The sequence below is a fragment of the Mammaliicoccus sp. F-M27 genome, from assembly GCF_022387115.1.
Classification (GTDB): Bacteria; Bacillota; Bacilli; order Staphylococcales; family Staphylococcaceae; genus Mammaliicoccus; species Mammaliicoccus vitulinus.
Map to the genome: position 1 here is coordinate 104,712 of NZ_JAJNIE010000003.1, position 20,724 is coordinate 125,435.

General features: G+C 29.4%; 23 protein-coding genes and 1 pseudogene. 13 read left to right on the top strand and 11 right to left on the bottom strand.

The annotated features are described in order from the left end of the window. The first annotated feature begins 351 nt into the window (after positions 1 to 351). The 3 genes from LQ598_RS04955 (at position 352) to LQ598_RS04965 (ending at position 2,983) form a co-directional block, all read left to right on the top strand. On the top strand, positions 352 to 531 hold the full coding sequence (locus tag LQ598_RS04955; RefSeq protein ID WP_107536894.1) for a VraH family peptide resistance protein: 180 nt from the start codon (positions 352 to 354) through the stop codon (positions 529 to 531). 241 nt (positions 532 to 772) lie between these two features. Beyond that, the gene (locus tag LQ598_RS04960) at positions 773 to 1,705 is read left to right on the top strand and encodes a dihydrodipicolinate synthase family protein (RefSeq protein WP_107536895.1); all 933 of its coding nucleotides are present in this window, start codon (positions 773 to 775) and stop codon (positions 1,703 to 1,705) included. A 42-nt stretch (positions 1,706 to 1,747) separates the two neighbouring features. After that, entirely contained in the window at positions 1,748 to 2,983 is a 1,236-nt protein-coding gene (locus tag LQ598_RS04965) for an Nramp family divalent metal transporter (RefSeq protein ID WP_232059923.1), read from the top strand. 14 nt (positions 2,984 to 2,997) lie between these two features. Here the strand turns inward: LQ598_RS04965 and LQ598_RS04970 are convergent, their stop codons facing one another. The 3 genes from LQ598_RS04970 to LQ598_RS04980 all read right to left on the bottom strand — a co-directional run bounded on the left by LQ598_RS04970 (position 2,998) and on the right by LQ598_RS04980 (position 5,654). Next, positions 2,998 to 4,005: a LacI family DNA-binding transcriptional regulator gene (locus LQ598_RS04970; protein WP_119595940.1), complete on the bottom strand. Its 1,008-nt coding sequence runs from the start codon at positions 4,003 to 4,005 to the stop codon at positions 2,998 to 3,000. A 160-nt stretch (positions 4,006 to 4,165) separates the two neighbouring features. Continuing rightward, entirely contained in the window at positions 4,166 to 4,780 is a 615-nt protein-coding gene (locus LQ598_RS04975) for a YIP1 family protein (protein WP_107537470.1), read from the bottom strand. Between the two features lie 301 nt (positions 4,781 to 5,081). After that, positions 5,082 to 5,654 carry a flavodoxin family protein gene (locus LQ598_RS04980; protein ID WP_107537469.1) on the bottom strand — a complete coding sequence of 191 codons (573 nt, stop codon included), beginning with the start codon at positions 5,652 to 5,654 and terminating at the stop codon, positions 5,082 to 5,084. A 118-nt stretch (positions 5,655 to 5,772) separates the two neighbouring features. On the opposite strand from LQ598_RS04980, the gene LQ598_RS04985 reads away from it, so the two are divergent. The 6 genes and pseudogenes from LQ598_RS04985 to LQ598_RS05010 all read left to right on the top strand — a co-directional run bounded on the left by LQ598_RS04985 (position 5,773) and on the right by LQ598_RS05010 (position 9,452). Continuing rightward, positions 5,773 to 6,651 (top strand): LysR family transcriptional regulator, encoded by an 879-nt coding sequence (locus LQ598_RS04985; protein WP_119595941.1) that lies wholly within the window; start codon positions 5,773 to 5,775, stop codon positions 6,649 to 6,651. Beyond that, positions 6,648 to 7,004 (top strand): hypothetical protein, encoded by a 357-nt coding sequence (locus LQ598_RS04990; RefSeq protein WP_107537454.1) that lies wholly within the window; start codon positions 6,648 to 6,650, stop codon positions 7,002 to 7,004. Before LQ598_RS04985 ends, LQ598_RS04990 begins: the two co-directional genes overlap by 4 nt. Positions 7,005 to 7,135: 131 nt before the next feature. After that, positions 7,136 to 8,119: an aldo/keto reductase gene (locus tag LQ598_RS04995; RefSeq protein WP_107537455.1), complete on the top strand. Its 984-nt coding sequence runs from the start codon at positions 7,136 to 7,138 to the stop codon at positions 8,117 to 8,119. Between the two features lie 27 nt (positions 8,120 to 8,146). Continuing rightward, a pseudogene (locus LQ598_RS05000) lies at positions 8,147 to 8,254 on the top strand (VOC family protein); the annotation flags it as partial. A gap of 182 nt (positions 8,255 to 8,436) precedes the next feature. After that, entirely contained in the window at positions 8,437 to 9,249 is an 813-nt protein-coding gene (locus tag LQ598_RS05005) for an alpha/beta fold hydrolase (RefSeq protein WP_107537530.1), read from the top strand. An 8-nt stretch (positions 9,250 to 9,257) separates the two neighbouring features. After that, positions 9,258 to 9,452, top strand: coding sequence for a hypothetical protein (locus LQ598_RS05010; RefSeq protein ID WP_239745347.1), 195 nt, complete (start codon positions 9,258 to 9,260; stop codon positions 9,450 to 9,452). A 414-nt stretch (positions 9,453 to 9,866) separates the two neighbouring features. Here the strand turns inward: LQ598_RS05010 and LQ598_RS05015 are convergent, their stop codons facing one another. The 6 genes from LQ598_RS05015 to pgsB all read right to left on the bottom strand — a co-directional run bounded on the left by LQ598_RS05015 (position 9,867) and on the right by pgsB (position 16,261). Further along, positions 9,867 to 11,384 carry a flotillin family protein gene (locus LQ598_RS05015; protein WP_119609405.1) on the bottom strand — a complete coding sequence of 506 codons (1,518 nt, stop codon included), beginning with the start codon at positions 11,382 to 11,384 and terminating at the stop codon, positions 9,867 to 9,869. Between the two features lie 472 nt (positions 11,385 to 11,856). Then, positions 11,857 to 13,434: a gamma-glutamyltransferase gene (locus LQ598_RS05020; protein WP_119596286.1), complete on the bottom strand. Its 1,578-nt coding sequence runs from the start codon at positions 13,432 to 13,434 to the stop codon at positions 11,857 to 11,859. Between the two features lie 5 nt (positions 13,435 to 13,439). Then, positions 13,440 to 13,598: a hypothetical protein gene (locus LQ598_RS05025; RefSeq protein WP_016912238.1), complete on the bottom strand. Its 159-nt coding sequence runs from the start codon at positions 13,596 to 13,598 to the stop codon at positions 13,440 to 13,442. Next, a complete protein-coding gene (locus LQ598_RS05030) occupies positions 13,582 to 14,634 on the bottom strand; it encodes a CapA family protein (RefSeq protein WP_016912237.1) in 1,053 nt (350 codons plus the stop codon). The genes LQ598_RS05025 and LQ598_RS05030 overlap by 17 nt, the downstream gene beginning before the upstream one ends. 15 nt (positions 14,635 to 14,649) lie before the next feature. Further along, the gene (gene pgsC / locus LQ598_RS05035) at positions 14,650 to 15,102 is read right to left on the bottom strand and encodes a poly-gamma-glutamate biosynthesis protein PgsC (RefSeq protein WP_016912236.1); all 453 of its coding nucleotides are present in this window, start codon (positions 15,100 to 15,102) and stop codon (positions 14,650 to 14,652) included. Position 15,103: 1 nt separating this feature from the next. Beyond that, complete coding sequence (gene pgsB / locus LQ598_RS05040) at positions 15,104 to 16,261, bottom strand: poly-gamma-glutamate synthase PgsB (RefSeq protein ID WP_016912235.1); 1,158 nt, start codon at positions 16,259 to 16,261, stop codon at positions 15,104 to 15,106. A 404-nt stretch (positions 16,262 to 16,665) separates the two neighbouring features. Here pgsB and LQ598_RS05045 point away from each other — a divergent pair, with 404 nt between their 5' ends. Beyond that, the gene (locus tag LQ598_RS05045) at positions 16,666 to 17,238 is read left to right on the top strand and encodes a GNAT family N-acetyltransferase (RefSeq protein WP_119596285.1); all 573 of its coding nucleotides are present in this window, start codon (positions 16,666 to 16,668) and stop codon (positions 17,236 to 17,238) included. 435 nt (positions 17,239 to 17,673) lie between these two features. Here the strand turns inward: LQ598_RS05045 and LQ598_RS05050 are convergent, their stop codons facing one another. Then, entirely contained in the window at positions 17,674 to 17,811 is a 138-nt protein-coding gene (locus tag LQ598_RS05050; protein ID WP_158278555.1) for a hypothetical protein, read from the bottom strand. A gap of 347 nt (positions 17,812 to 18,158) precedes the next feature. On the opposite strand from LQ598_RS05050, the gene LQ598_RS05055 reads away from it, so the two are divergent. Further along, positions 18,159 to 18,368: a hypothetical protein gene (locus LQ598_RS05055; RefSeq protein ID WP_119609463.1), complete on the top strand. Its 210-nt coding sequence runs from the start codon at positions 18,159 to 18,161 to the stop codon at positions 18,366 to 18,368. Positions 18,369 to 18,383: 15 nt separating this feature from the next. Beyond that, positions 18,384 to 18,716, top strand: coding sequence for a hypothetical protein (locus tag LQ598_RS05060; RefSeq protein WP_119596283.1), 333 nt, complete (start codon positions 18,384 to 18,386; stop codon positions 18,714 to 18,716). Between the two features lie 233 nt (positions 18,717 to 18,949). On the opposite strand, the gene LQ598_RS05065 is transcribed toward LQ598_RS05060, so the two are convergent. Next, the gene (locus tag LQ598_RS05065) at positions 18,950 to 19,888 is read right to left on the bottom strand and encodes a helix-turn-helix transcriptional regulator (protein ID WP_119596282.1); all 939 of its coding nucleotides are present in this window, start codon (positions 19,886 to 19,888) and stop codon (positions 18,950 to 18,952) included. Positions 19,889 to 20,001: 113 nt separating this feature from the next. Between LQ598_RS05065 and LQ598_RS05070 the strand changes: the two genes are divergently transcribed. Beyond that, the gene (locus LQ598_RS05070; RefSeq protein ID WP_107537496.1) at positions 20,002 to 20,631 is read left to right on the top strand and encodes a DJ-1/PfpI family protein; all 630 of its coding nucleotides are present in this window, start codon (positions 20,002 to 20,004) and stop codon (positions 20,629 to 20,631) included. Positions 20,632 to 20,724: the final 93 nt, after the last annotated feature.

A 20,724-nucleotide genomic window follows, 5' to 3' on the forward strand; every position in this document is an offset into this window, starting at 1 on the left:
TTTAACTATTCATTAAATGTTATAAGTTAAGAAAATCTTTAATGCGGTCGTGCTAAATAAATACCAAAAACAATCAGTAATATTCCTATCACTATAAAGCTTTTATATAAAAAACTATATTTCCTACGAAATATTCCGAGTATTGTTAAGTATATACCTAATATTATGGAGAGAATCATTATATAAAATCCCATTCTAATCATTCCTTTCAAGATTAATATTTTCAAACAACATATTGCAAGTATGTATGTATATCAGCAATCTTTATGAGTTATTTCTTTCTTGATTCATTAAATGTTATCCTAAAAATATAGTATATACAAAATCTAAACTATAAAAGAGGTGCTATAAATGAAAGTAAAAGACCTTCTCAAAAAAAGTTTTGACGATTTACTCGAGTTAGAACTAACGAGTTCTAATATAGCTGTTGTATTAATAGCTGTTATTGTATTAAGCACTATATTTACGCCTTTACTAGGTATTCCTGTTGGATTATTAGGTGGCGCTTATTATTTAAAAAGTTATAAATAATATATGAAAACCCGTTTCCGCAAATTCAGGAAACGGGTTTTCATATATTTAAGGATAGCATTTTTCATTTTCCACTTCTACCTTTAGCAAAATACTCAGCTGCAATGTCTAAGTTTTATATCAATGTATTTTTATATATTTAAGAAATATTTACACAATTTTCATTGACATAAGAAAACGCTTACTCTAGTATTGTCTTTAACGTAAACGTTTACGTAATTTAAATTTAGAGGTGTTAACTATGAAGAATAAAGAAAAATGGAGTGGCGTATTCCCAGCTATATTAGTACCTTTTAACGATGATGATTCTATTGATGAGCAAAGTTTTAGAGATTTAGTGAGATGGGTTGCAAATCATGACGGCGTGAAAGGCATTGTCGTTAATGGGCATACTGGTGAAATTATGACCTTGTTACCTGAAGAAAGAGCTAAAATAGTTAGTCTGGCTGTAGACGAGTTGCAAGGAAAGTTACCAGTTATATCTGGTGTTTCTGCAGAGGGTACAATTGAAACAATTCAGCATGCTCAAGCTGTCGAAAAAGCTGGTGGAGAAGGTATCTTATTAATGCCTCCACATTCTTGGTTAAGATTTAGTATGCAAGATGACTCGCCTTCTAATTACTTTAAAGATGTAGCAGATGCAATAAATATTGGTATCGTTGTACATCAGTATCCTGCTGATACGAAAGCATCTTATTCAACTGAACAGTTATTAAAAATGGCTAAAATACCAAATGTTGTAGCTTTTAAATTAGGTGAAAGAGATATGGCAACATATGAACTTCATGTTCGTAATTTACAAAAAGAAGCGCCTGATTGTGCAATCTTAACTTGTCATGATGAATATTTATTACCAACTTTAGTACAAGGCATTGAAGGTGCTCTTGTTGGATTTGGATGTTTTGTCCCTGATTTAATTTCTGATTTAGTCCACCATGTTAAAAATAATGACATTGCTTCAGCAAAAAATACTTATGATGAAATATTTAAATTAAAACATGCTATTTATAAAATGGATCAACCTTCATCTAGTTCTCATTTAAGAATGAAGGAAGCGATGTATCAAAGAGGAATTATTAAAACTAACCATGCGCGAAAACCTGTAGAACCATTAACACAAGAAGAAAAAGATGAAATTACAGAAGGTTTAAAAACTGTAGGACTGATTAACTAATTCCAAAATACAGAAGTAATAATACTTCTTATTTAGTCAGTGGTGATTATTATTAAAAATATAAAAAGATTAAGTTTCTTAGAATTGCTAAAGCGAATCGGTCCAGGTATTGTTTTGACTGGTGTTGTTATTGGTCCAGGCGTTATAACAACTGCTTCTATGGTTGGTGCTTCTTATGGCTATGCTTTAATGTGGTTATTTATACCTATCGCTTTCATGGGCGTTACATTTGTTGTTGCTTCTTATCGTATAACTTTGTTAACAGGCATGCCTTCAATAAAAGCGATTAGACATTATTTCGGTAAACCTGCCGCCATATTAGTTGGAGTATCCACTTTCTTATCTTGTGTATTTTTTACAATTGGTAATATTTCTGGAACAGGTGCAGCAATGAATTTACTGTTTGGAATTGATTGGAAAATTGGTGCAATTATAATGCTCGTTGTTCTAGTTTATTGCTATTTTTCTAAAAACGTATATTCCAAAATCGAAAAATTAATTTTAATATGTATATTTGGTATGATTATTGCTTTTTATATTTCATTAGCAAGTGTAGGAGGACCTGATGTCATTCAAACTTTTAATGGTTTGACACATTGGCATTTTCCTGAAGGTAGTTTATATTTAGCCTTAGGATTTATTAGTACACACGCTTCTATTACAACTGGTATTTATGGTACTTATTTAAGTAAAGAAAAGAAATGGTCGAAAGATGATTTATATAATGGAGGTATGTTAGCAGATGCATTAGCTCATGTATTAGGGGTAATATTAGTGAGTGGTGCAATCGTACTTGTTGGAGCTATAGTATTACATCCTTATAATCTTTCAATAACATCGCCAACTCAATTAAGTGATTTGCTAAAACCATTTTTAGGTACACATTTTGCACCTATTGTGATGGGTATCGCTTTATTGGCAGCTGCATTTTCATCATTACTAGGAAATACTCATAGATCAGTAGTATTATTAAATGCTGGATTTGATAAACCAACTCATTTAGATCATAAATCTATACAAATAGGAGCAGTAATTGTCTTAATTATTTCTTCTATTGTAAGTTTTAGCTATGGTGGATCACCAATAGAACTTATTTATATATCAAACATAGCAACTTCAATAGCTACACCGGTAGCTGGCTTATTCATGACTATTCTTTTATTTAAAAAAGATGTAAATAAAGGAGAAAGAAGGCCCTATCTACTACAGATTGCAATGATTATTAGTTACACTTTTTGCTTAGCATTAATAATTGCTTCTATTATAAACATATTCTAAAAACAACAGCTTTCTTATTTGAAGAAAGCTGTTGTTTCACGTTCTATATATTTCATTGGAAAAATACAATTCACATTTCGAATTTCATCATTTTGATTATTAAGCTTTATTAACAAGCGGGCCACAGCAGTTTCCCCTATTTCCTTAAGATTAACGTGAGTAGTGGAAAGTTTAGGTGATGTCAAATTACTAACTGGTGTGTTATCACTACCAATAATAGATAATTGTTCAGGAATTGATATATTTAACTCATTTGCAATATTAATAACACCTAAGGCAATATTATCAGATGAACAGATTACAGCAGTGACATCTTTATGCATAATTAAGAATTCCTCAACTACTTTTTCTTGTCCTTTAATATCAAATTCTTCCAATTCTAAAATATAACTATCTAAACCTAACTTATGAACTACATTTTTATACCCTTGTTCGTATATTTTACTTTGATACGAGGAGGAAGGACCATTAATTAAAGCAATATTTCTATGATTCTGGTTATATAAACTTTCAATAGAAAGTCTAACGCCAGATTTTTCATCTGCACTAATACAATCAAAATTTGAATTTTCAATAAAACTACCAATAATAACAGTAGGTAACTTTAAATAACTAATCCAGTTTAAATCTATTTCATTCTCTCTTGGTGCTAATACTAATATGCCATCAACGATATTTGTATCGAGCATTTTTTTATGTTGTTTACTTGTAAATGAAATAATTAAGTTATATTCTGTTTGATCAATAATACTTGAAATACCTTCAATAATTGTTAAAAAGAAAGAGTTTTGTAATGTATTAAAGCCACCAGGAATAATAACACCAATATTACCAGTATTCTTTTTAACTAAACTTCTAGCATTAATATTTGGCTTGTATCCCATTTCTTCCATAATTTCTCTTATTCTCTTCTCAGTTTCTTTACCTACACCAGGTTTATGTGAAATCACTCTAGAAACTGAAGCAGTAGATACATTTGCCCTTTTCGCAATATCTTTTATACTTATTCTCTTATTTTTCATAGAATGCCCCTTTATTTTAAAATCTATAAGTCATAAGTTATAAAACTCATTTATAATTTTTAGGTAGCTTACTGCTATTATACAGAATATGAAAAACAAAATGATAAAAAAACCTAAATGACTATTATAATAAATAGTCATTTAGGTTTTTACGCTTACTTTATAAAGCTATACTTGCTTGAATAAGTCCTAGTCCTATTAAAAGCACAAGATATACTATGCCCCAAATAAGTGCTGTTTTTCCTTTGAGATGGCTTGTTGCGTATAATACAACGCCAAATAAGTAAGCACCTAAAAGTATTTTCAAATCAAATATACCGAGAAATTGATTACTTTGGTTAAATATTTTTAAACTTGTAAATGAATATTTTACGGGATCCAAGTCCATAATTGCATGGATAGCTACAATAATTAAGCCATAGATTGATGTGATAAGTGTCATAAATGTTGCAGCTGCAAATAAACTTGTTGCTTTCACATCTGATTTCATGATTTTTGATACGATTAAGATTAAAAGGAACATGAATGCAACGCCAACAATTGCTCCTATGACTGCTCCTATGTATGCAAATACTGTCGTGAATGTAGACATATTGGCTACATCGGCTTCACTTAAGCCTGTTTCTCTTAATTCAGCTGAAATATCTGTAGTTAATGTAGTAATCCATGCTGAAGCGATTGCTATAATGATAACTAGTAACATATTTACTAACCATTTCGGATTTTCTCTAAACTTATTAAAAGTTGGTGCAAAAACTAAATTTGAATTTTTCATGTTGTTGCTCCTTTAAAACGTTTTATTATTTTATGATAACATTCATATAGAATGATTCAAATACTAAATTATATAATTAATATTCTTAAATTTTATAAATCCGGTTGAATTAATTGAATAGTATTATTCATATTTTTCAAAAACAAAAAATAGAATCATCATAATAGTGAGTATGACCATTACAACAAATGTTGTAAAAACTAATACAGGCATTATATAGGTGAAATAATATTTGAAAAATAGTAATAGTAACGAAGAAATCATTATAAAAATGCTGAATGCAATGGTACATTTTTCGATTTTATTCATTTGTTTCTCCTATTTGATGTTTTAAATTTCTCAAGTCATTATTTAAAGTTTTTACTTTCTCCATAGTGTTTCTGTCTTCTAATATATCTAATGGTTTTACACCTTCTCCAACTATAAAAGAATAATTCGTTATATTCATAAATTCAAAAATATATTTGAATTGTTCTATCAATGGTCTTGATTTAACTGCAGGATTGTCACCACCAACTATGATAATAATATATTCTTTCTTAGACATTACTGATTTGAAATTATCTCTATGTTGATCTCTTAAACTTTCTGTCCATCGATCTATAAATAGTTTTAAAGAAGCACTCATAGAATACCAATATAATGGTGTAGAGAACACAACAGTATGTGCATCCATCACATTTTTTAATACCTCTGAATAGTCATCTTGATGCAAATCTTTGTCATTCATTTTTGAGTGTCTATTGTCTATAACTTTATCTATTCTTTTCTCATAAAGATTAATCATTCTATGCTTTGTACCTTTTAATAGATTATCTGCCAATATTCTTGAGTTACCATCACTTCTACTACTTCCTAACAAACATGTAATCATTATTTACTCCCTTATACTTTTAGTGTATATACTCATACTAATCCGCTTTATGATATTATTAAAATAGATTTTTCGGATACTAGATATCACAAAACACGATAATATATTGGAGTATACAATGAATATTAATTTTATTAAGACATTTTTAGTAGCTAGTGAAACTAAAAATATTTCCAAAACAGCAAGTCTATTAAACTATTCCCAATCGACAGTATCAGGACATATTGAAAAACTTGAAAATGAGTTAGGTGTATTACTCTTTCACAGAAAAAAATATGGCGTTGAATTAACTAACGAAGGTTTAACCTATGTAAGATATGCTCAAAATATCATCGATAGTCATATAGAATTCCAGAAGGAAGTGCGTGGCTTATATAATCATTCGGAGAGTTTAGTGATTAATATGCAAGAGAGTCAATATATTTACAAATATGCTCAAAAAATAAGTGAATGGATCATTAACAATCCACATGTGAATATTACGTTCAAGACAGCACATTCTAATTTTTATATTAAAGAAGAATTATCGAATAACGAAACTGATATATCCTTAATAACAGATGAACATATTATAAATAACACTTTAAATAATATTCCAATATCCGAAGATCAACTCGTCTTAGTAACCAATTGCCAGTTACCTTCATTTCAATTTAATGATATAGAAAATTCTACTCTATTAGTTACTGAAAAAGGTTGTAGTTACCGTGAACAAATGGAAAAGATTTTATTTAAAAATAATATTACGCCTATGCAAAAAATAGAATTTATTGGCATTGAATCCCTACTTCAACATATTAAAAACATTGGTGGTATTGCTTTATTACCACAATTTGTTGTAGCACAAGAATTGAATAATCATCATTTATTTTTAGTACCATTAGACTATAAATTCGCGACATTAAAGACAAACTTACTATATAACTCGAATACTAGAAAACAAAGCGTATTTTCATTTATTGAAAATGTATTTTCTTTGGAAGGAGAAATGAAATGAAGAAATTTCTTAAAGTAAGTTTTGTTTTTGTATTATTAATCACTACATATTTACTTATGAATTTTTTACTGTTTGATAAGTGGACTTTACATCAAAGTGAACACCAACTAAATAGTGATATTGAAAATCATAACAACAATCATTTAAAACAAATTTCTAAAGATGATAAGACTTATAAATTTTTAAAGAACGAGAAAAAAATAAACATTGTAAGTCAAAGTGATAATCAAGGTAGCGGAAGTATAAATTATTATCGAGTAATGATTCATAATCATTCAGGCGAAATATACATTAATTCCAATCACGCTTTTATTCCTAAAAACTCCACCATCCGAAGTATTAGAATGCTTTAACATTAAAAAACATATCATTCGTTTTTTAATAAATTATTTCATATTTCAAATCACAATATTTTCAAAAGTTTCATTTTAGGGATAAAATTGAGTAGATTAAATATTCAAAAAATAAGGGGATGAACTATATTATGAAATATCGTGAATTAGGTCGTACAGGTATGAAGATCAGTGAAGTCAGTTTTGGTACGTGGGCAATTGGTGGCGCATGGGGCGAAACAAATGATGAGGAAGCTTTAGAAGCTTTGAAATATGCAATCGATCAAGGTGTGAATTTCTTTGATACTGCTGATGTTTACGGTGATGGGCATAGTGAGGAACTACTCGCTAAAGCAACTGCAGGTAAAGAAAATGAAATTTATATCGCAACAAAATTCTGTCGACAAGGTGATATAGCCGACCCACAAAATTATAGTTATGAAACGGTTAAGTCATATTGTGAAGATAGTTTACGTCGTTTAAATAGAGATTCAATCGATTTGTTTCAAATCCATTGCCCTGCCACTGAAATTTTAAAAGATGGTAGTGTCTTTAAAGTATTAGATCAATTAAAAGAAGAAGGCAAAATAAAGCACTATGGTGTCAGTGTAGAATCCGTAGAAGAAGGATTGATTTGTTTAAACTACCCTAATGTAGAGTGTTTACAAATTATTTTTAATATGTTCCGTCAAAAACCATTAGAATCATTAATTCCTAAAGCTCATCAACAAGGTGTAGGAATCATTGCGAGAGTACCGCTTGCAAGTGGATTATTAACAGGGAAATTCACAGCAAAAACAACATTTGCTGAAGATGATCATCGTAAATTTAATGAAAATGGCGAAGAATTTAACGTCGGTGAAACATTCTCAGGTCTCGGTTTTCAAAAAGGTGTAGAATTAGCTAATCAGTTAGAATGGATCAAAGAAGGCCGTTCTTCCATGGCAAGTGCAGCATTAAGATGGATTTTAGACTATAAAGAAATATCTTGTATTAATCCTGGATTTAGAAATATAAAACAAGTTAAACAGAACTTGGACACACTAAATACTAAATCATTCACAGAAAATGAAAAGTTAGAAATTGAGCACTTCTACAAAGAAAAAGTAGAACAATTTATTAGAGGCGTGTATTAATTGAGGTGCTAAATTTTTTCAATAAACTATTTAGAAATCGAACCAGAAAATACTTATTGGAAAAAACAAGGTGTTACTATTGAAGACCCTGATGGATGGAGAATTGTATTAATGAATAGGTTATATATAACTTAAATGACCATCGTTAAGTTATATAAAAAATGGATAAGGGAGAAAGTGCTGAGAGTATATTAAAAAGATTAAAATTATAAATAAGTCATATGTAACACTGTTTCCGATATAGAAATAATTTCACCTCATTTATTTTTTCAGTATTATTCAATTATTTATGAATATAAATCGGAGGTTAATATATTATGCAAACAAACGAAGTTAAAGGGATGTTTAACGCTACGGGGGCTAATATTTATTTTGAATCAAAAGGTAATGGTGAGAATATATTATTACTTCATGCTGGAATTGCAGATTCACGTATGTGGGATAATAAATTCCACTTATTATCAGAAAAATATCGAGTAGTTAGGCTTGACCTTCCTGGATTCGGCTTAAGTGATTTCACAGGAGGAAATTACTCTTATAGTAATATTATTAATGAAATACTTACACATCTAGATATCAATCACACTCATATTTTAGCAGCTTCATTTGATGGGAAAATAGCTATTGATTTTTATCTAGACCACTCAGAAAAGTGTCTGAGTTTAGCACTTTTGTCTCCAGCTTTAGGTGGGTGGCAAGATTCGTCTTTCCTACAAGATTATGAAGAAGAAGAAGAAAAACTATTACGAGAAGGTAAAATAGAAGAAACAGCACTGTTTAACTATAAAACTTGGATACTAAGAAATAGGTCTCCAGAACTTATCAATACAGATGTGAAGCAATTAGTTGTTGATATGCAGATGGAATTTTTAACTAAACCTGAATCAGATTATTCTTGCGAGGAAGTAGAAACGAAGGATAATATCTTACAGATAAAAAATATCCAAATCCCTGTATTAATTATTAATGGTAAGTATGATATCCAAGATTTTCATGATATATCTGAGCTAATGAGTAAAGAACTTCCTTATGTTAAAAAGATTATAATCCCTGATACAGCACATTTAGCTAACCTGGAATCTCCAAATCACTTTTTTAAGTTGATTTCGGAATTCTTTTCCGATAGCTAAAATAATTCATGAAGATAGTATTTAATAGTATTTTAGATATATACTTAGTCAAAATCACCAGTTTAGCTGAAAGAGAGTTTTTAAATCTTTATCCATTAATCGATTCTGAAAAAAGTGAAAGAATTAAAAGGTTTATTAAATCTGAAGACAAATTACGTACAATAGTTGGAGAAGTTCTCATTAGTATCGTTTCTACGATTTGATTTACAAAATGAGCAATATCATTTTCTGGAATTAAAACTTCAATATCTAGTGGTAGCGTTAATTGAGACATGTTATAATTTTTATACATAGAGCACCTCGTTAATTTAGTTTTTGTTGTGATTAATTAAATTATACGAAAGTGCTTTATTTTTTTGTATAAGAATGGATATTTTGTCACGATTTTGTAAAGTGCTGACGCCCGGGGGAATAGTATGCGTGAGAGACTACAGGCTCGAGCCGTACCCCCAGGCAAGCATGCACGCACAAAATCGTAGATTTTATAAATAAAGGAAAGAGAGCTAATCCGAAAATTATGGATTAGCTCTCTTTATTTGAGAATAGGTATTTATGTCCCACGCTCATTTTTGTGTCAAAAACGATAAAATAAATACTACAGTCCTTCTAATATTTGATTATTTTTCGTCATTGCTCATATCTTCAGTTTGATTGATATCATCTTTAAGAGGCGCTTCTTCAGACTCTAGGCCATTATTTTCACTAGAACCTTCATTTTCACTAGAAGACTCATTTTGTTCAAAGGCATAAGTTTTCTTTTGATTTGAGATGTTCTCAAGCATCTGAGTTAAATTAAAGCCCGTCATTTGGTTTAAACCTTCCTCAGCATTAGCCATTTGAGAAATAATACCATTTGATAAAGAGTTTACGCCTTCTCCGTTTCCACCATCAAGAATACGGATATTCTCAACATTAGATAATGGTTCAGCAATTGCTCTAGCAAACTCAGGCAATGTATTAATCATCAATTCAGCTAACACAACGTCTTTATTTTCAGCAAGCGCATTAGCTCTTTCTCTTAAACCGTCAGCTTTTGCTTTTTCTTGTTCTCGAATAACTTCAGCTTCAGCTTTACCTTCTTTAATACGAGCTTCGTATGCTGCTTCAGATTGTCTAATCTTAATTGCTGCATCTGTTTCTGATTGTTGACGACGTACATCATCTTTTTGGCGTTGAATAAGAACATCATTCTCACGTTCCATTTGAATTAAGTGTAATTCATTTTCTTTCTCAGAACGTTCAACATTCAATTGTTTTTCTTTGATTTCTAAAGCTCTAGATTCTTTCTCTAATTGACCAGAAGCTTCAGCCTGCGCTTGAGCTTTATTTGTTTCACTTAAAATTGATTGTTCTTTTAGATCTTTCTCTCTACGAGAATCAGCTACGTTCATTTGACGAGAAATTTTTTCTTTCTCAGTTAATTCCGTATTTTCTGCTATTTTCATTTCAGTTTCTCGTGAAGCATCACTTTCAGCAATATCAGCCTTTTTCTTAATCTTAGCAATCTCAGGTTTACCTAAGTTTTCTAAGTAACCTTCATTATCACTAATATCAGATAAGCCTAATGAAGTAATACTAAAGCCCATATTGTTGAGCTGTTCTTGAGCAACCTCAGTTACTTTATTATTAAATGCTTCTCTATCTGAGTTGATTTCCTCAACTGTCATTTTAGATAAGATAGCACGTAAGTTTGTATTTAAGACTTGCGATATCTCATCAGATACTTCGTCTTGTGACTTACCTAAGAATTGTTCAGCATATTTAACGATACCTTTTAATTGATCTGCAACCTTAACTGTAGCGACCGCCTCAGCTTCAATGCCGACACCAGCTTTAGTCCAAACAATAGGCGTTTTGATTTCTAATTGGAATGATTTTAATGAAACACGCGTTGATGATTGGAACATTTTCATTCTATAACCGCCACCACGTATCACTCTCATATGACGACCTTCATCATCTTGATAAACATTCGACTCAGTTTTTGGATCGCCGATGTTTGGCCCTGTAATAATTAAAGCTTCATTTGATGGAACCGTCTTAAATCTTGCTTTCATGTAAAGATACCAAACTATAGCTACAATTACTACAAGTCCGATTACGGCTGCAATGCCGATTAATATTAACAAATTCATATGACTCGTCTCCTATTTCTATATTTTATAATTGTTCACTTTAATTATTTTATTATAAATATAGTTTCAAGTATATAGAAGAATATATTTTTATAATTATTATTTTATTACACATATTTTTTTAAGTATTTAGTAGACTATAATTGTTTTTTGTAATTACTATTTTATTTATTATAAATAGTAATTATTAGTGTACCGTGATTTTATGTTTTTGTTTTTGTTTTCATATTTCTTACAAGCACTTTCCACTCCATGTACGTTCACTTAACAATTAGCTTCTCATTCTGCAATGGCGCTCATCTCTGTCCAAAACCATGAACAAAAGGATTTTCACGTTGTTTTAAATTATAATAAAAAGAAGCGTCTCTATAACGAGAACGCTTCTTTTTACTTGCCTACGCGCAATGTCTTCCCTTGTTTGTTTTTCTCCCATTAAAACTATAAAAACCATCGCTTCAGTAATAACTAATTGCTATCTATTACCTACATCTCTACCAGTTTCTACAGCATTATTCTCTTTGTTTAATATTGCAGCTTGTACACTCCCAAAATACGGTGTGTCTTTACCTTGTTTTACTTTATACCCCATTTTTTTAAACTGTTTAAGATAATCATCATCTATATCTTTTTCATAATAAACAGTATCTCCATCATTGTAAAATCTAGGTTTATCAATAATATCCTGTATACTTTTATCATCATTAAAATACTGTATCATTACTTGATTTAAAATCGTAGGTATTTTATTACCCCCTGGTGAACCAATACCCATTGTAAAGTCTTTACCTTCTATTATAGTAGGAGCTGTGTATGATCTAGGGAATTTATGTTTATCTCCCCTATTTGGATTTTTACTACCTTTTGAAAAATTATTCAAAGAATCATTTAAATAAAAGCCCTGATCTACAAATTTACCTGTGCCAAAATAGCTTGCTAAACTATTTGTAGTACTTGTAACTTGCCCTTCTTTATCTATAACTACGAAGTGTGTCGTGTTACCATCTGTACCATCTGAAGGTTTCATACCATTATATTTATCTAGGTCTTTATATTTATCAATTATATAGTCGCGCTCTAAATAATTATTGTATGCAGATTCTTGATCATTCACTATTTCTTTATTTTCTAAAACTAAATTTCTCCCTGAAATTATACTATTTACATATTCTTTTTTAGTATTTTTTTTATTAATAATCTCATCAAGTTTCAGTCCTTGAGCCATTAGTGTTCCGCCCAGTGGATTAGAAGCAGAATATATTTTATTCCCTTTGTAATCAGTTTCTATAGCTTCTTTATCTGCGGGTTGATAATTTTTAAAATCTTTTTTCTTAAGGTGACTATCCGCCTGATCTGCTATGTCACCAGCGATATCATCGTAAAAATAAGATACCCCATTATCACGTATACCTTCTAACGTTTTTGTTAGTGCTTTTTGCTTAACAATGTCCCCTTCTTCAAGTGGTTCAGAATCTTTAAAGAATGGAGAATCCTTATCTATATCGTCACCGTATATTTTGAGGCTTCTATCTAATTCATCATCAACTTCAAAACCATCTTTAGCTAGTGGTATAACATAATTCATTATCTTCTTCTCATCCATTGATCCACCATTTTTATGAGCTTGATGAAGACCACTTACTAATCCGGGTACACCCGTTTCATCACTCTTTTTATAGTTATATCCAGACATATCTTTATATTCTAGCAACCTTGGTTTTTCAAATTTCGAATTATTTTTAGTAATCATGGCTCCACCTCCGCCAAGACCTGAAGTATGAGGCTCTGTAATAGCTAAGGCGTATGAAACACCAATTGAAGCATCGACAGAGTTTCCTCCATCTTCTATAATTTTTTCTCCAATTTTAACTGCAATTGGATTATTGGATGCGACACCATAGCTTTTCTTTTTTGAATTTTTAGCTTCCGATATTTTGTTTTCGTACAAATTATCTTTATCTGACTTTTTTTGTGTACTACATAAATAAATTAAGGTTGAAATCAATAAAACTATGATCATGCTAATAAATAAGAATTTGCGATTATATATCATAAGATTTATTCTCCCTGATTTAAATAGTTAATTTTTGCTGCTTCAAGTTCAATTTTCTCTTTTGAGTATAATTTTTCATCTGAATGCATTGCTATAGTTAAAGTTAATGCGCCTAATATAGTAATAACAACAGTTGCATTAAGTAACTTATTTGCTAGTTTCATTGATAAATTCTCCTTTTTTCGTTGTCCAATCCATACTTGAGTCTTTAATATAATTCAGCATTTGATTATTTTTAATGACATTATCATTATTATTAGAAAGATAACCGCCCTTGAAATTAACTGGAATAACCTTTGTTTTTAATTTTTCATTTTCAATTTCTTGCTGAACAATAATGCTTTCATTATTTTTTGATAAAAAGTCTTGTGAAGTTAAATTTCCTAAGCTATAAAATATATGAGAATCTTTGTAACTTTCTATTTTTTGAATTACATTATTATTACCAATTATGACATCCGCTCCAGCGTCAACTAATGCATGTGCATATTCTCTTTGTCTTTCTGACACTGTCCTTTCATCCGGTACTCCCCAGTTCACACGAACTATTACTAAATCATTATTTTTATCTAAATCTTTAATTAAAGGAATAAAAGTTTTAGGATTCAATTTTATAGAAGTATTATTTTCTGAAGCATCTATAAATTTAGAGCTTGTATCACTAAAGGAAACAGTAGCTATTTCTTTCCCTTGATGAAATTGTTTTGAGATATTGTTATTAATAATATTTATTCCTTCATCAGATAAAAGGTTTGGATTGGATTGATCAATACTTTTAAATATACTTTGTGTATTCTTAAAATTCATATTATTGCTATTACCCAATGTCAAACTGTTAATATTATTATTACTAAGTGTTTTAATATCTTTAATATCTTTTTCGGGATTACTACTACTTAATTTTAAATTTGCAGATGTATAATTACTGTTATTTGTTAGATTTTTTAAAGGACTTAATATTTTTGATAAACTTTCCTTTTGACCTTTTTCTGCTAAATTAATATTTCCTAAATAAGTCACTACTAATTTATCATCCTCTTTTAAGCTACCAAATATATTTTTACCTTTATAAATATAGTTACCAAATATCATAAAACATACTAGTATAACTAATAATATTACAATATGCTTACTGGTTTGTTTTTTGTGCTTTTTCGATTTTTTTAATATTTGTTCTCCTATTGTAAGTTTTTTAGCCATTGCTTTTCTCCTTATTTATGTAATGAAACTATAGACAAATAATATTAAATAAGTAACAAAACTCAATAAAATTGTTGTTGATAACGTGATTATGACGCCTTGCTTTTGAATCGTATTGGCAATAATACCAGGTATAACTACACCGATACCACTTAACTGGAGTATCTCAAATGGCGCAATTGGATATATTAAGTCAAACATAAACTTAATAATCATGCCTGTTAATATCATAGCTGCAAATTTTCTTCTTCCATATAATATTGTTATTTTTCCAATTCCATGTACAACGATTATATAAGTCAAACAACTAATTAAAATAACTGATATTAACATTAGTGGTTGGTCGAATACTAACGCCAAATAACCTGGTACAACTAATCCTGCTGGATTTATGCCAAACTTTTCTGCAAAAATTAAACTTAATATAACACCTACAAATAACGAGAAGTATAATTCAGAACCTATCATGTTAGCTTTTCCCTTCTATGAAATTTACGATACTTTTTCCATTACCGTGGATATTACCTACACAGAATATTAAAGATTTTTGAGATTCTTTTAAAATTCTATCTTGGACTTCAGAAAATTCTTTACCTTCAAAATTGTAATAATTTATTTCTGGATAATCTTTCATTACTTCAGTAACCATTTGAGTGGTACTACCAGTTACGATTAACGTATCTATTTTGATTTTAGGAATGAATTTTTCTGTAAATAAGTATGTTCTATCTACCCTGTCATATCGGCAGTTCAAAATAATCACTACTTTTTCAAACGGATAGTTATAAGAATAAACCTTATCTAATATTGCTAAACTTGACTCCGGTTCATTAGCTGAAAAAGCATTTATGAAAATATTTGTATTATTATTAGCTTCATAATATTTTACTCTTACAGCCCCAGAATCTGGAGGTGCATTCAGCATGCCTTTCATTGCAACATCCTCATTTATACCTAAAGACTTAGCTACACCTAAAGCAATTGCAACATTATCTGGAAATACAATATAATCAAATTTTTTCAAATAATCTTCTGATATTTCATTTTTATCAACGACTATTAAGTCGGTTTTTCTATCTTGAGCGATTTTTTTATAATAGTTTGTATATTCATCTTGCATAACAACTGCCTTACCATTAAACGGTATAGTTGCAGCAAATGCTTCAGCTACCTCATCAAGAGTAGGCCCTAAAACATCCATATGATCTTCAAGAACGTTTACAATTACGCCAACGTTAGCCTTTACTAGATCATTCTGGAAAGTAATTTGGTAATCAGGATTAACAGCCATGCATTCATTAACCAATGAATCTGCATTTTGATGAACCACATGCCTCATAATAGCCTTTTGTTCACCAATATTAGCTCCTTGTGGCTTTCTTATTATTGGATCCTCTTTATCGGTATGCCAATATAAAATGCGCGCATCTGTTCCGGTAGTTTTAGCAATCACATTATGTTGATTTTCTTTTAAAATGCTAAAAATCAATCTCGTAATTGTAGACTTACCTCTAATTCCATTAATATTAATTCTTATGGGTATTTTTTTTATATTAGAATTGTGTTTGATCTTTTCTAATACACCTAGAGAAATAATAAGAAGTGTTAAGATTATTATTAATAACAAATTTCTAATTTCCTTTCTTTTTTTATTTCCCGGTTTTTTAGTGTGAATATTACTTTTTGAAGTGAATTTAATTTAGCTGTTTCTCTCGTGGATCTAAATTAAGGGGGGTATAAAATAGGTCAAAGAATTCCCATATCCTTTGAGTGATACCTGCGATTTAAACAATATCACAAATGAATATTATCATAGACTCTATTTATATACAATAAAAGAATTATTTTTAAACTTGAATAATATTTCTAATATTAATAATCAGACTATTTTGTTCTTAATTGTGTATAATAAACTTAATTAAGTTTACAAAAAATTTACTTTTACATACAAATGTACTCATATTTATAAAAGTAAGATTTTTATTCACTACGTTATAATAAATATATTCCAAAACAATAGGTGGTTTTTATATGAATAACAAAAATTTAACTTTTACTACGGATCGTTTAGAAATAAGACCGTTAGTAAATTCTGATTATGAAAGTTGGCTTAAAGGTTTTTTAGATAGAAACCCTTCCCAATATCAATATGACGATGGGTTAATAGATATGTCTGTCTGTACTAAAATTTGGTTTGAGGATTTGGTAAAAAAACATCATGAGTTAATAAAAAATGATGAGATGTATATTTTAGCTATATTTGATAAAAATAATCAGCATATAGGTATGATTGATTTAGTAACTATTAGACGTGGAATTTTCCAATGGGGAGAATGTGGATACTTTATACACAATCAATTTTGGAGAAATGGTTATGCCTATGAAGCATTAAGAAAAACTTTATATATTGCTGATAAAGAACTCGAATTCCATAGACTTGAAGCACATGTGAATTTAGATAATGATCCATCAATCAAGCTGTTACAAAAATCAGGTTTTGAATATGAATGTACTAGAAAAAACTTTATATATGAATTCGAACAATGGACTGATAATCACATTTATTATATTAATTTTGATGATAACAACAATCAACAAAATTAACATAATATAATCGTTTCTTCATCGAATAGAACTAGTGAATAAATTTAGAGAGATCTAAACGGTCCCTCTAAATTTATTCATTTTCAATATAAGTATATTATTAAAGGGGATAAGCGGCTATAATTCCAGTGTATATTTAAGGAGAAATTAAGGTTGTCTTTATTTTTACATAATTCTTATGATAAAGTTTGCTAAAAGGAGTGATAGTTTTGAAATTGTTTTTATTTATTGTGCAAATAATTTTGGCGATTTTTTTAGCATTTTTTGCCTATAAACAAATGAACCAAAATCATTTAGATACATGGTTTACTGTTTTTATAGTATTCTTTTCTATTTTCGTAATTTGGTATGATGACCGGTATCAAAAAAATTAAACTGAGCTTTTATGCCGAGAAAAAGGAGTTTTTGTCTGTTAACTAAAAATATTAAATATCCCTACGTAAAATTCATTTTTGATGTTGTCGGTATTCTTACTAGTGTTGGTATTTTATTAATGTTTATCTTCAATACATATGCTAATTTTAAATCTAATGGTAGTTCTTCATTTGGAATAAATATTATAGGTTCTAACATGATTTTATTATCTATTTTGATCTTGATTGTTGTTGTATGCGCTGTTTTTTCTTTCGTTTTGAAATTGATAAAAAAAGAGCGTTAATTTTAGGGGTATTTAATAAGTCTTGTGACAAAGTTTGATTAAAAAGGAGACAAAGAATGTTGATATTCTTATTTATTTTAGCTAGTGGTCTTTTGGGTTATTTTATGATCAGTCGTTCAAGAAAAAGGTAGGACACATATTTATGCCAAGAAAAGTTATTTATGTTAAGGATTCCGAGACTCAACATAAATAAAGCAATTTGAATAAAGCAATTATGTTGAGTAACATAAAAAATAAAAAAGCTATTTTTTATGGAGTTAAAATGATAAGTCTACGTGGAAGAAAATCTTCAGAAAAACGTTGGGATAAACATGTAGAACCGGCTTTAAAGAAAATTTTAAAACAAGAACAAGCTACATGGAAAAATATAGAAGGTCAGGTTGCACAAGCGTTAATGGGTACTGGTATTAAGGATTCTTCAGCTCGTAGTATTGCTTATTGGGTATCCGAAGTAAGTCAAACTTTAATATAAAGGAGTGTAATTTTTGTGAACAATGAAGAATTAGAGTATAGACTTTTATTGATTAAACAATCAATTGATGTTTTACAAGAAGAGTTAGCACCAAACTTAAAAACAAGAGATTTAGTCTTGTTACGTTATGGTTATAATTTGGATGAAATAAACAAGTTAGATGATTATTTATTTAATTTAATGATGGATAAGCGTGATATTACAAAGAAAGATTTTAAAGAAAAGTTATGTCAAATAAGAGAACTCCCAGAAATTCCAAACGGACAAGTTGATGATATTTTGGAAGGTTATAAAAATAGTGGTCTTTATATAAAGTTGATTGGTAATATTTTAAAAAAGGGCAATTGATCTTGGGGCTTTTTAAACGAGTGGAACGAGTTTCTTCTTGTCTTGAATAAAATATAATAAAGTTAAATAAGAAAACACTCTCATATTATTGTGGATGTTTTCATATTTAACTTTTTTTGTTATTTTTTATTTTAACCCTTTTTTATTATTTATAAATCTGAATAATAAAGCAGTAATTCCCATAATAATACTGTAATGAAAATTGATATCAAGACAATTAGTTAAAATTCTAACTAGTTTTCATTACTATACAAGTTAGCTAATTGCTCTATTTTTTGTTTTACTTGTGATCTAACATTCAATGGCCATAAACATTCACATTTATTCCCAAAGCTTAAAATCATATTATAGTAGTAATCGTTTTCTATAAATGGAAAGTTAACTATATAGTGATCATTACCATCTGATAAGCAATCTTCATATTTACAAAAATCAAGTACTCTATCTATAATCAATTTATGAATACGCAATTTTATAGTAATTTGTTTTGCTTTTAAAATATCAGAGAATTCTAATGTAGCTTTTTGAAATTTACGCGGTGTAAAAGCTTCATTCTCTAATTTTAAATTGGATATTCTAGACAGTTTAAATAATCGAAAATCATTACGATAACAACAATAACCATAAAAATACCATTGACTCCCTTTTAATATAATTTGATAAGCTTCAACTTTACGATACGATTTATTTCCATGTAGATCTATATAATCAAATGAAATTATTTTTTTCCTAGCAATGCTGATTTTCATTAATTCTAGATACGATTGTAAATTTCTATAACCTACCCATTGTGTTAAATCTATGAGTATTTGTTCTGTTTTAAATGCTATTTCCTCGGTTTTATCATTTGGAATAAAACTTTTCATTTTTACAATTGCATTGACTAATTCTTCATTCCCAACAAAATTTGTTAAGCTAGAAAGCCCCGTAAGTATAGTTGATATTTCCTCAGTTGAAAAAACACTTTTATCTACTTTATATTTTTCCATTATTTCAATACCACCATTTACTCCTGGAGTCGAAACTATTGGAATACCCGCGATGTTAATTGCATCTATATCGCGATAGATTGTACGGGTTGATACTTCAAATATATTTGAAAGCTCCTGTGCACTCACACGTCCTCTTTCAAGTAGAATCATAATAATACTTACCAGTCTGCTGATTTTCATTTATGAATACCCTCTTAGATTATTTTTTAATTGTTGACATAAAGTAGTCAACAATAAGTCTGTATAATTATAGTTGAATAAGCAATCTATCACAATTAAATGGAGGAAATACGATGAAAATAATATATATTTATATTCTTGATACTTTAGCCGATTGGGAAATAGCACATATTGTTGCAGAATTAAATTCAAAACGTTTTTTCAAGAAAGATGCTGCTGATATCTCAATAAAAGCTGTGAGTTATTCTGAAAGCCCAATTAAAACAATGGGAGGAATTGAGATGTCTCCAGATGTATTAGTCGATGATGTAGTTCTAAATAAAGAGAATATACTGTTACTCCCTGGGGCTGATACATGGAATGAATCAAAGCATGATTGTATTCTTGAGAAAGCTAAAACTTTACTTTCATTGGGGGCAACCGTTGGAGCAATTTGTGGTGCTACAGTTGCTCTTGCAAATAAGGGACTATTAGATGAACAACTTCATACGAGTAACGGGGAAGGTTTTCTTGAAATGCTCAGCTCAGAGTATATGGGGCGAAAGTTTTATATAAATGAACCGTCTGTTTCATCAAATAATATGATTACTGCTGGATCAACGGATAGTCTATCATGGACAAGAGATATTCTTGAAAGTTTAGATATATTTAATTCTAATACTTTAGAAGCTTGGTATAATTACTTTAATACAGGTGAAGCTAAATATTTCTTTGACCTAATGGAGACATTACCTTCTATGTAATAATGATTAAACAAAAATGTAAAGAAAAGCATAAAGGGCACTAGAATAAACTTATAACCATTAAGTATAGCTCTTTATTATTTTCAATTTTAT

What these genes read in the sequence shown, in the direction of transcription:
- LQ598_RS04955 (WP_107536894.1), top strand. Translation starts at nt 352, where the DNA reads ATGAAAGTAAAAGACCTTCTCAAAAAAAGTTTTGACGATTTACTCGAG.
- LQ598_RS04960 (WP_107536895.1), top strand. Translation starts at nt 773, where the DNA reads ATGAAGAATAAAGAAAAATGGAGTGGCGTATTCCCAGCTATATTAGTA.
- LQ598_RS04970 (WP_119595940.1), bottom strand. Translation starts at nt 4,005, where the DNA reads ATGAAAAATAAGAGAATAAGTATAAAAGATATTGCGAAAAGGGCAAAT.
- LQ598_RS04975 (WP_107537470.1), bottom strand. Translation starts at nt 4,780, where the DNA reads ATGAAAAATTCAAATTTAGTTTTTGCACCAACTTTTAATAAGTTTAGA.
- LQ598_RS04980 (WP_107537469.1), bottom strand. Translation starts at nt 5,654, where the DNA reads ATGATTACATGTTTGTTAGGAAGTAGTAGAAGTGATGGTAACTCAAGA.
- LQ598_RS04985 (WP_119595941.1), top strand. Translation starts at nt 5,773, where the DNA reads ATGAATATTAATTTTATTAAGACATTTTTAGTAGCTAGTGAAACTAAA.
- LQ598_RS04990 (WP_107537454.1), top strand. Translation starts at nt 6,648, where the DNA reads ATGAAGAAATTTCTTAAAGTAAGTTTTGTTTTTGTATTATTAATCACT.
- LQ598_RS04995 (WP_107537455.1), top strand. Translation starts at nt 7,136, where the DNA reads ATGAAATATCGTGAATTAGGTCGTACAGGTATGAAGATCAGTGAAGTC.
- LQ598_RS05005 (WP_107537530.1), top strand. Translation starts at nt 8,437, where the DNA reads ATGCAAACAAACGAAGTTAAAGGGATGTTTAACGCTACGGGGGCTAAT.
- LQ598_RS05010 (WP_239745347.1), top strand. Translation starts at nt 9,258, where the DNA reads ATGAAGATAGTATTTAATAGTATTTTAGATATATACTTAGTCAAAATC.
- LQ598_RS05015 (WP_119609405.1), bottom strand. Translation starts at nt 11,384, where the DNA reads ATGAATTTGTTAATATTAATCGGCATTGCAGCCGTAATCGGACTTGTA.
- LQ598_RS05020 (WP_119596286.1), bottom strand. Translation starts at nt 13,434, where the DNA reads ATGATATATAATCGCAAATTCTTATTTATTAGCATGATCATAGTTTTA.
- LQ598_RS05025 (WP_016912238.1), bottom strand. Translation starts at nt 13,598, where the DNA reads ATGAAACTAGCAAATAAGTTACTTAATGCAACTGTTGTTATTACTATA.
- LQ598_RS05030 (WP_016912237.1), bottom strand. Translation starts at nt 14,634, where the DNA reads ATGGCTAAAAAACTTACAATAGGAGAACAAATATTAAAAAAATCGAAA.
- pgsC (WP_016912236.1), bottom strand. Translation starts at nt 15,102, where the DNA reads ATGATAGGTTCTGAATTATACTTCTCGTTATTTGTAGGTGTTATATTA.
- LQ598_RS05045 (WP_119596285.1), top strand. Translation starts at nt 16,666, where the DNA reads ATGAATAACAAAAATTTAACTTTTACTACGGATCGTTTAGAAATAAGA.
- LQ598_RS05050 (WP_158278555.1), bottom strand. Translation starts at nt 17,811, where the DNA reads ATGTTAGAACCTATAATATTTATTCCAAATGAAGAACTACCATTAGAT.
- LQ598_RS05055 (WP_119609463.1), top strand. Translation starts at nt 18,159, where the DNA reads ATGATAAGTCTACGTGGAAGAAAATCTTCAGAAAAACGTTGGGATAAA.
- LQ598_RS05065 (WP_119596282.1), bottom strand. Translation starts at nt 19,888, where the DNA reads ATGAAAATCAGCAGACTGGTAAGTATTATTATGATTCTACTTGAAAGA.
- LQ598_RS05070 (WP_107537496.1), top strand. Translation starts at nt 20,002, where the DNA reads ATGAAAATAATATATATTTATATTCTTGATACTTTAGCCGATTGGGAA.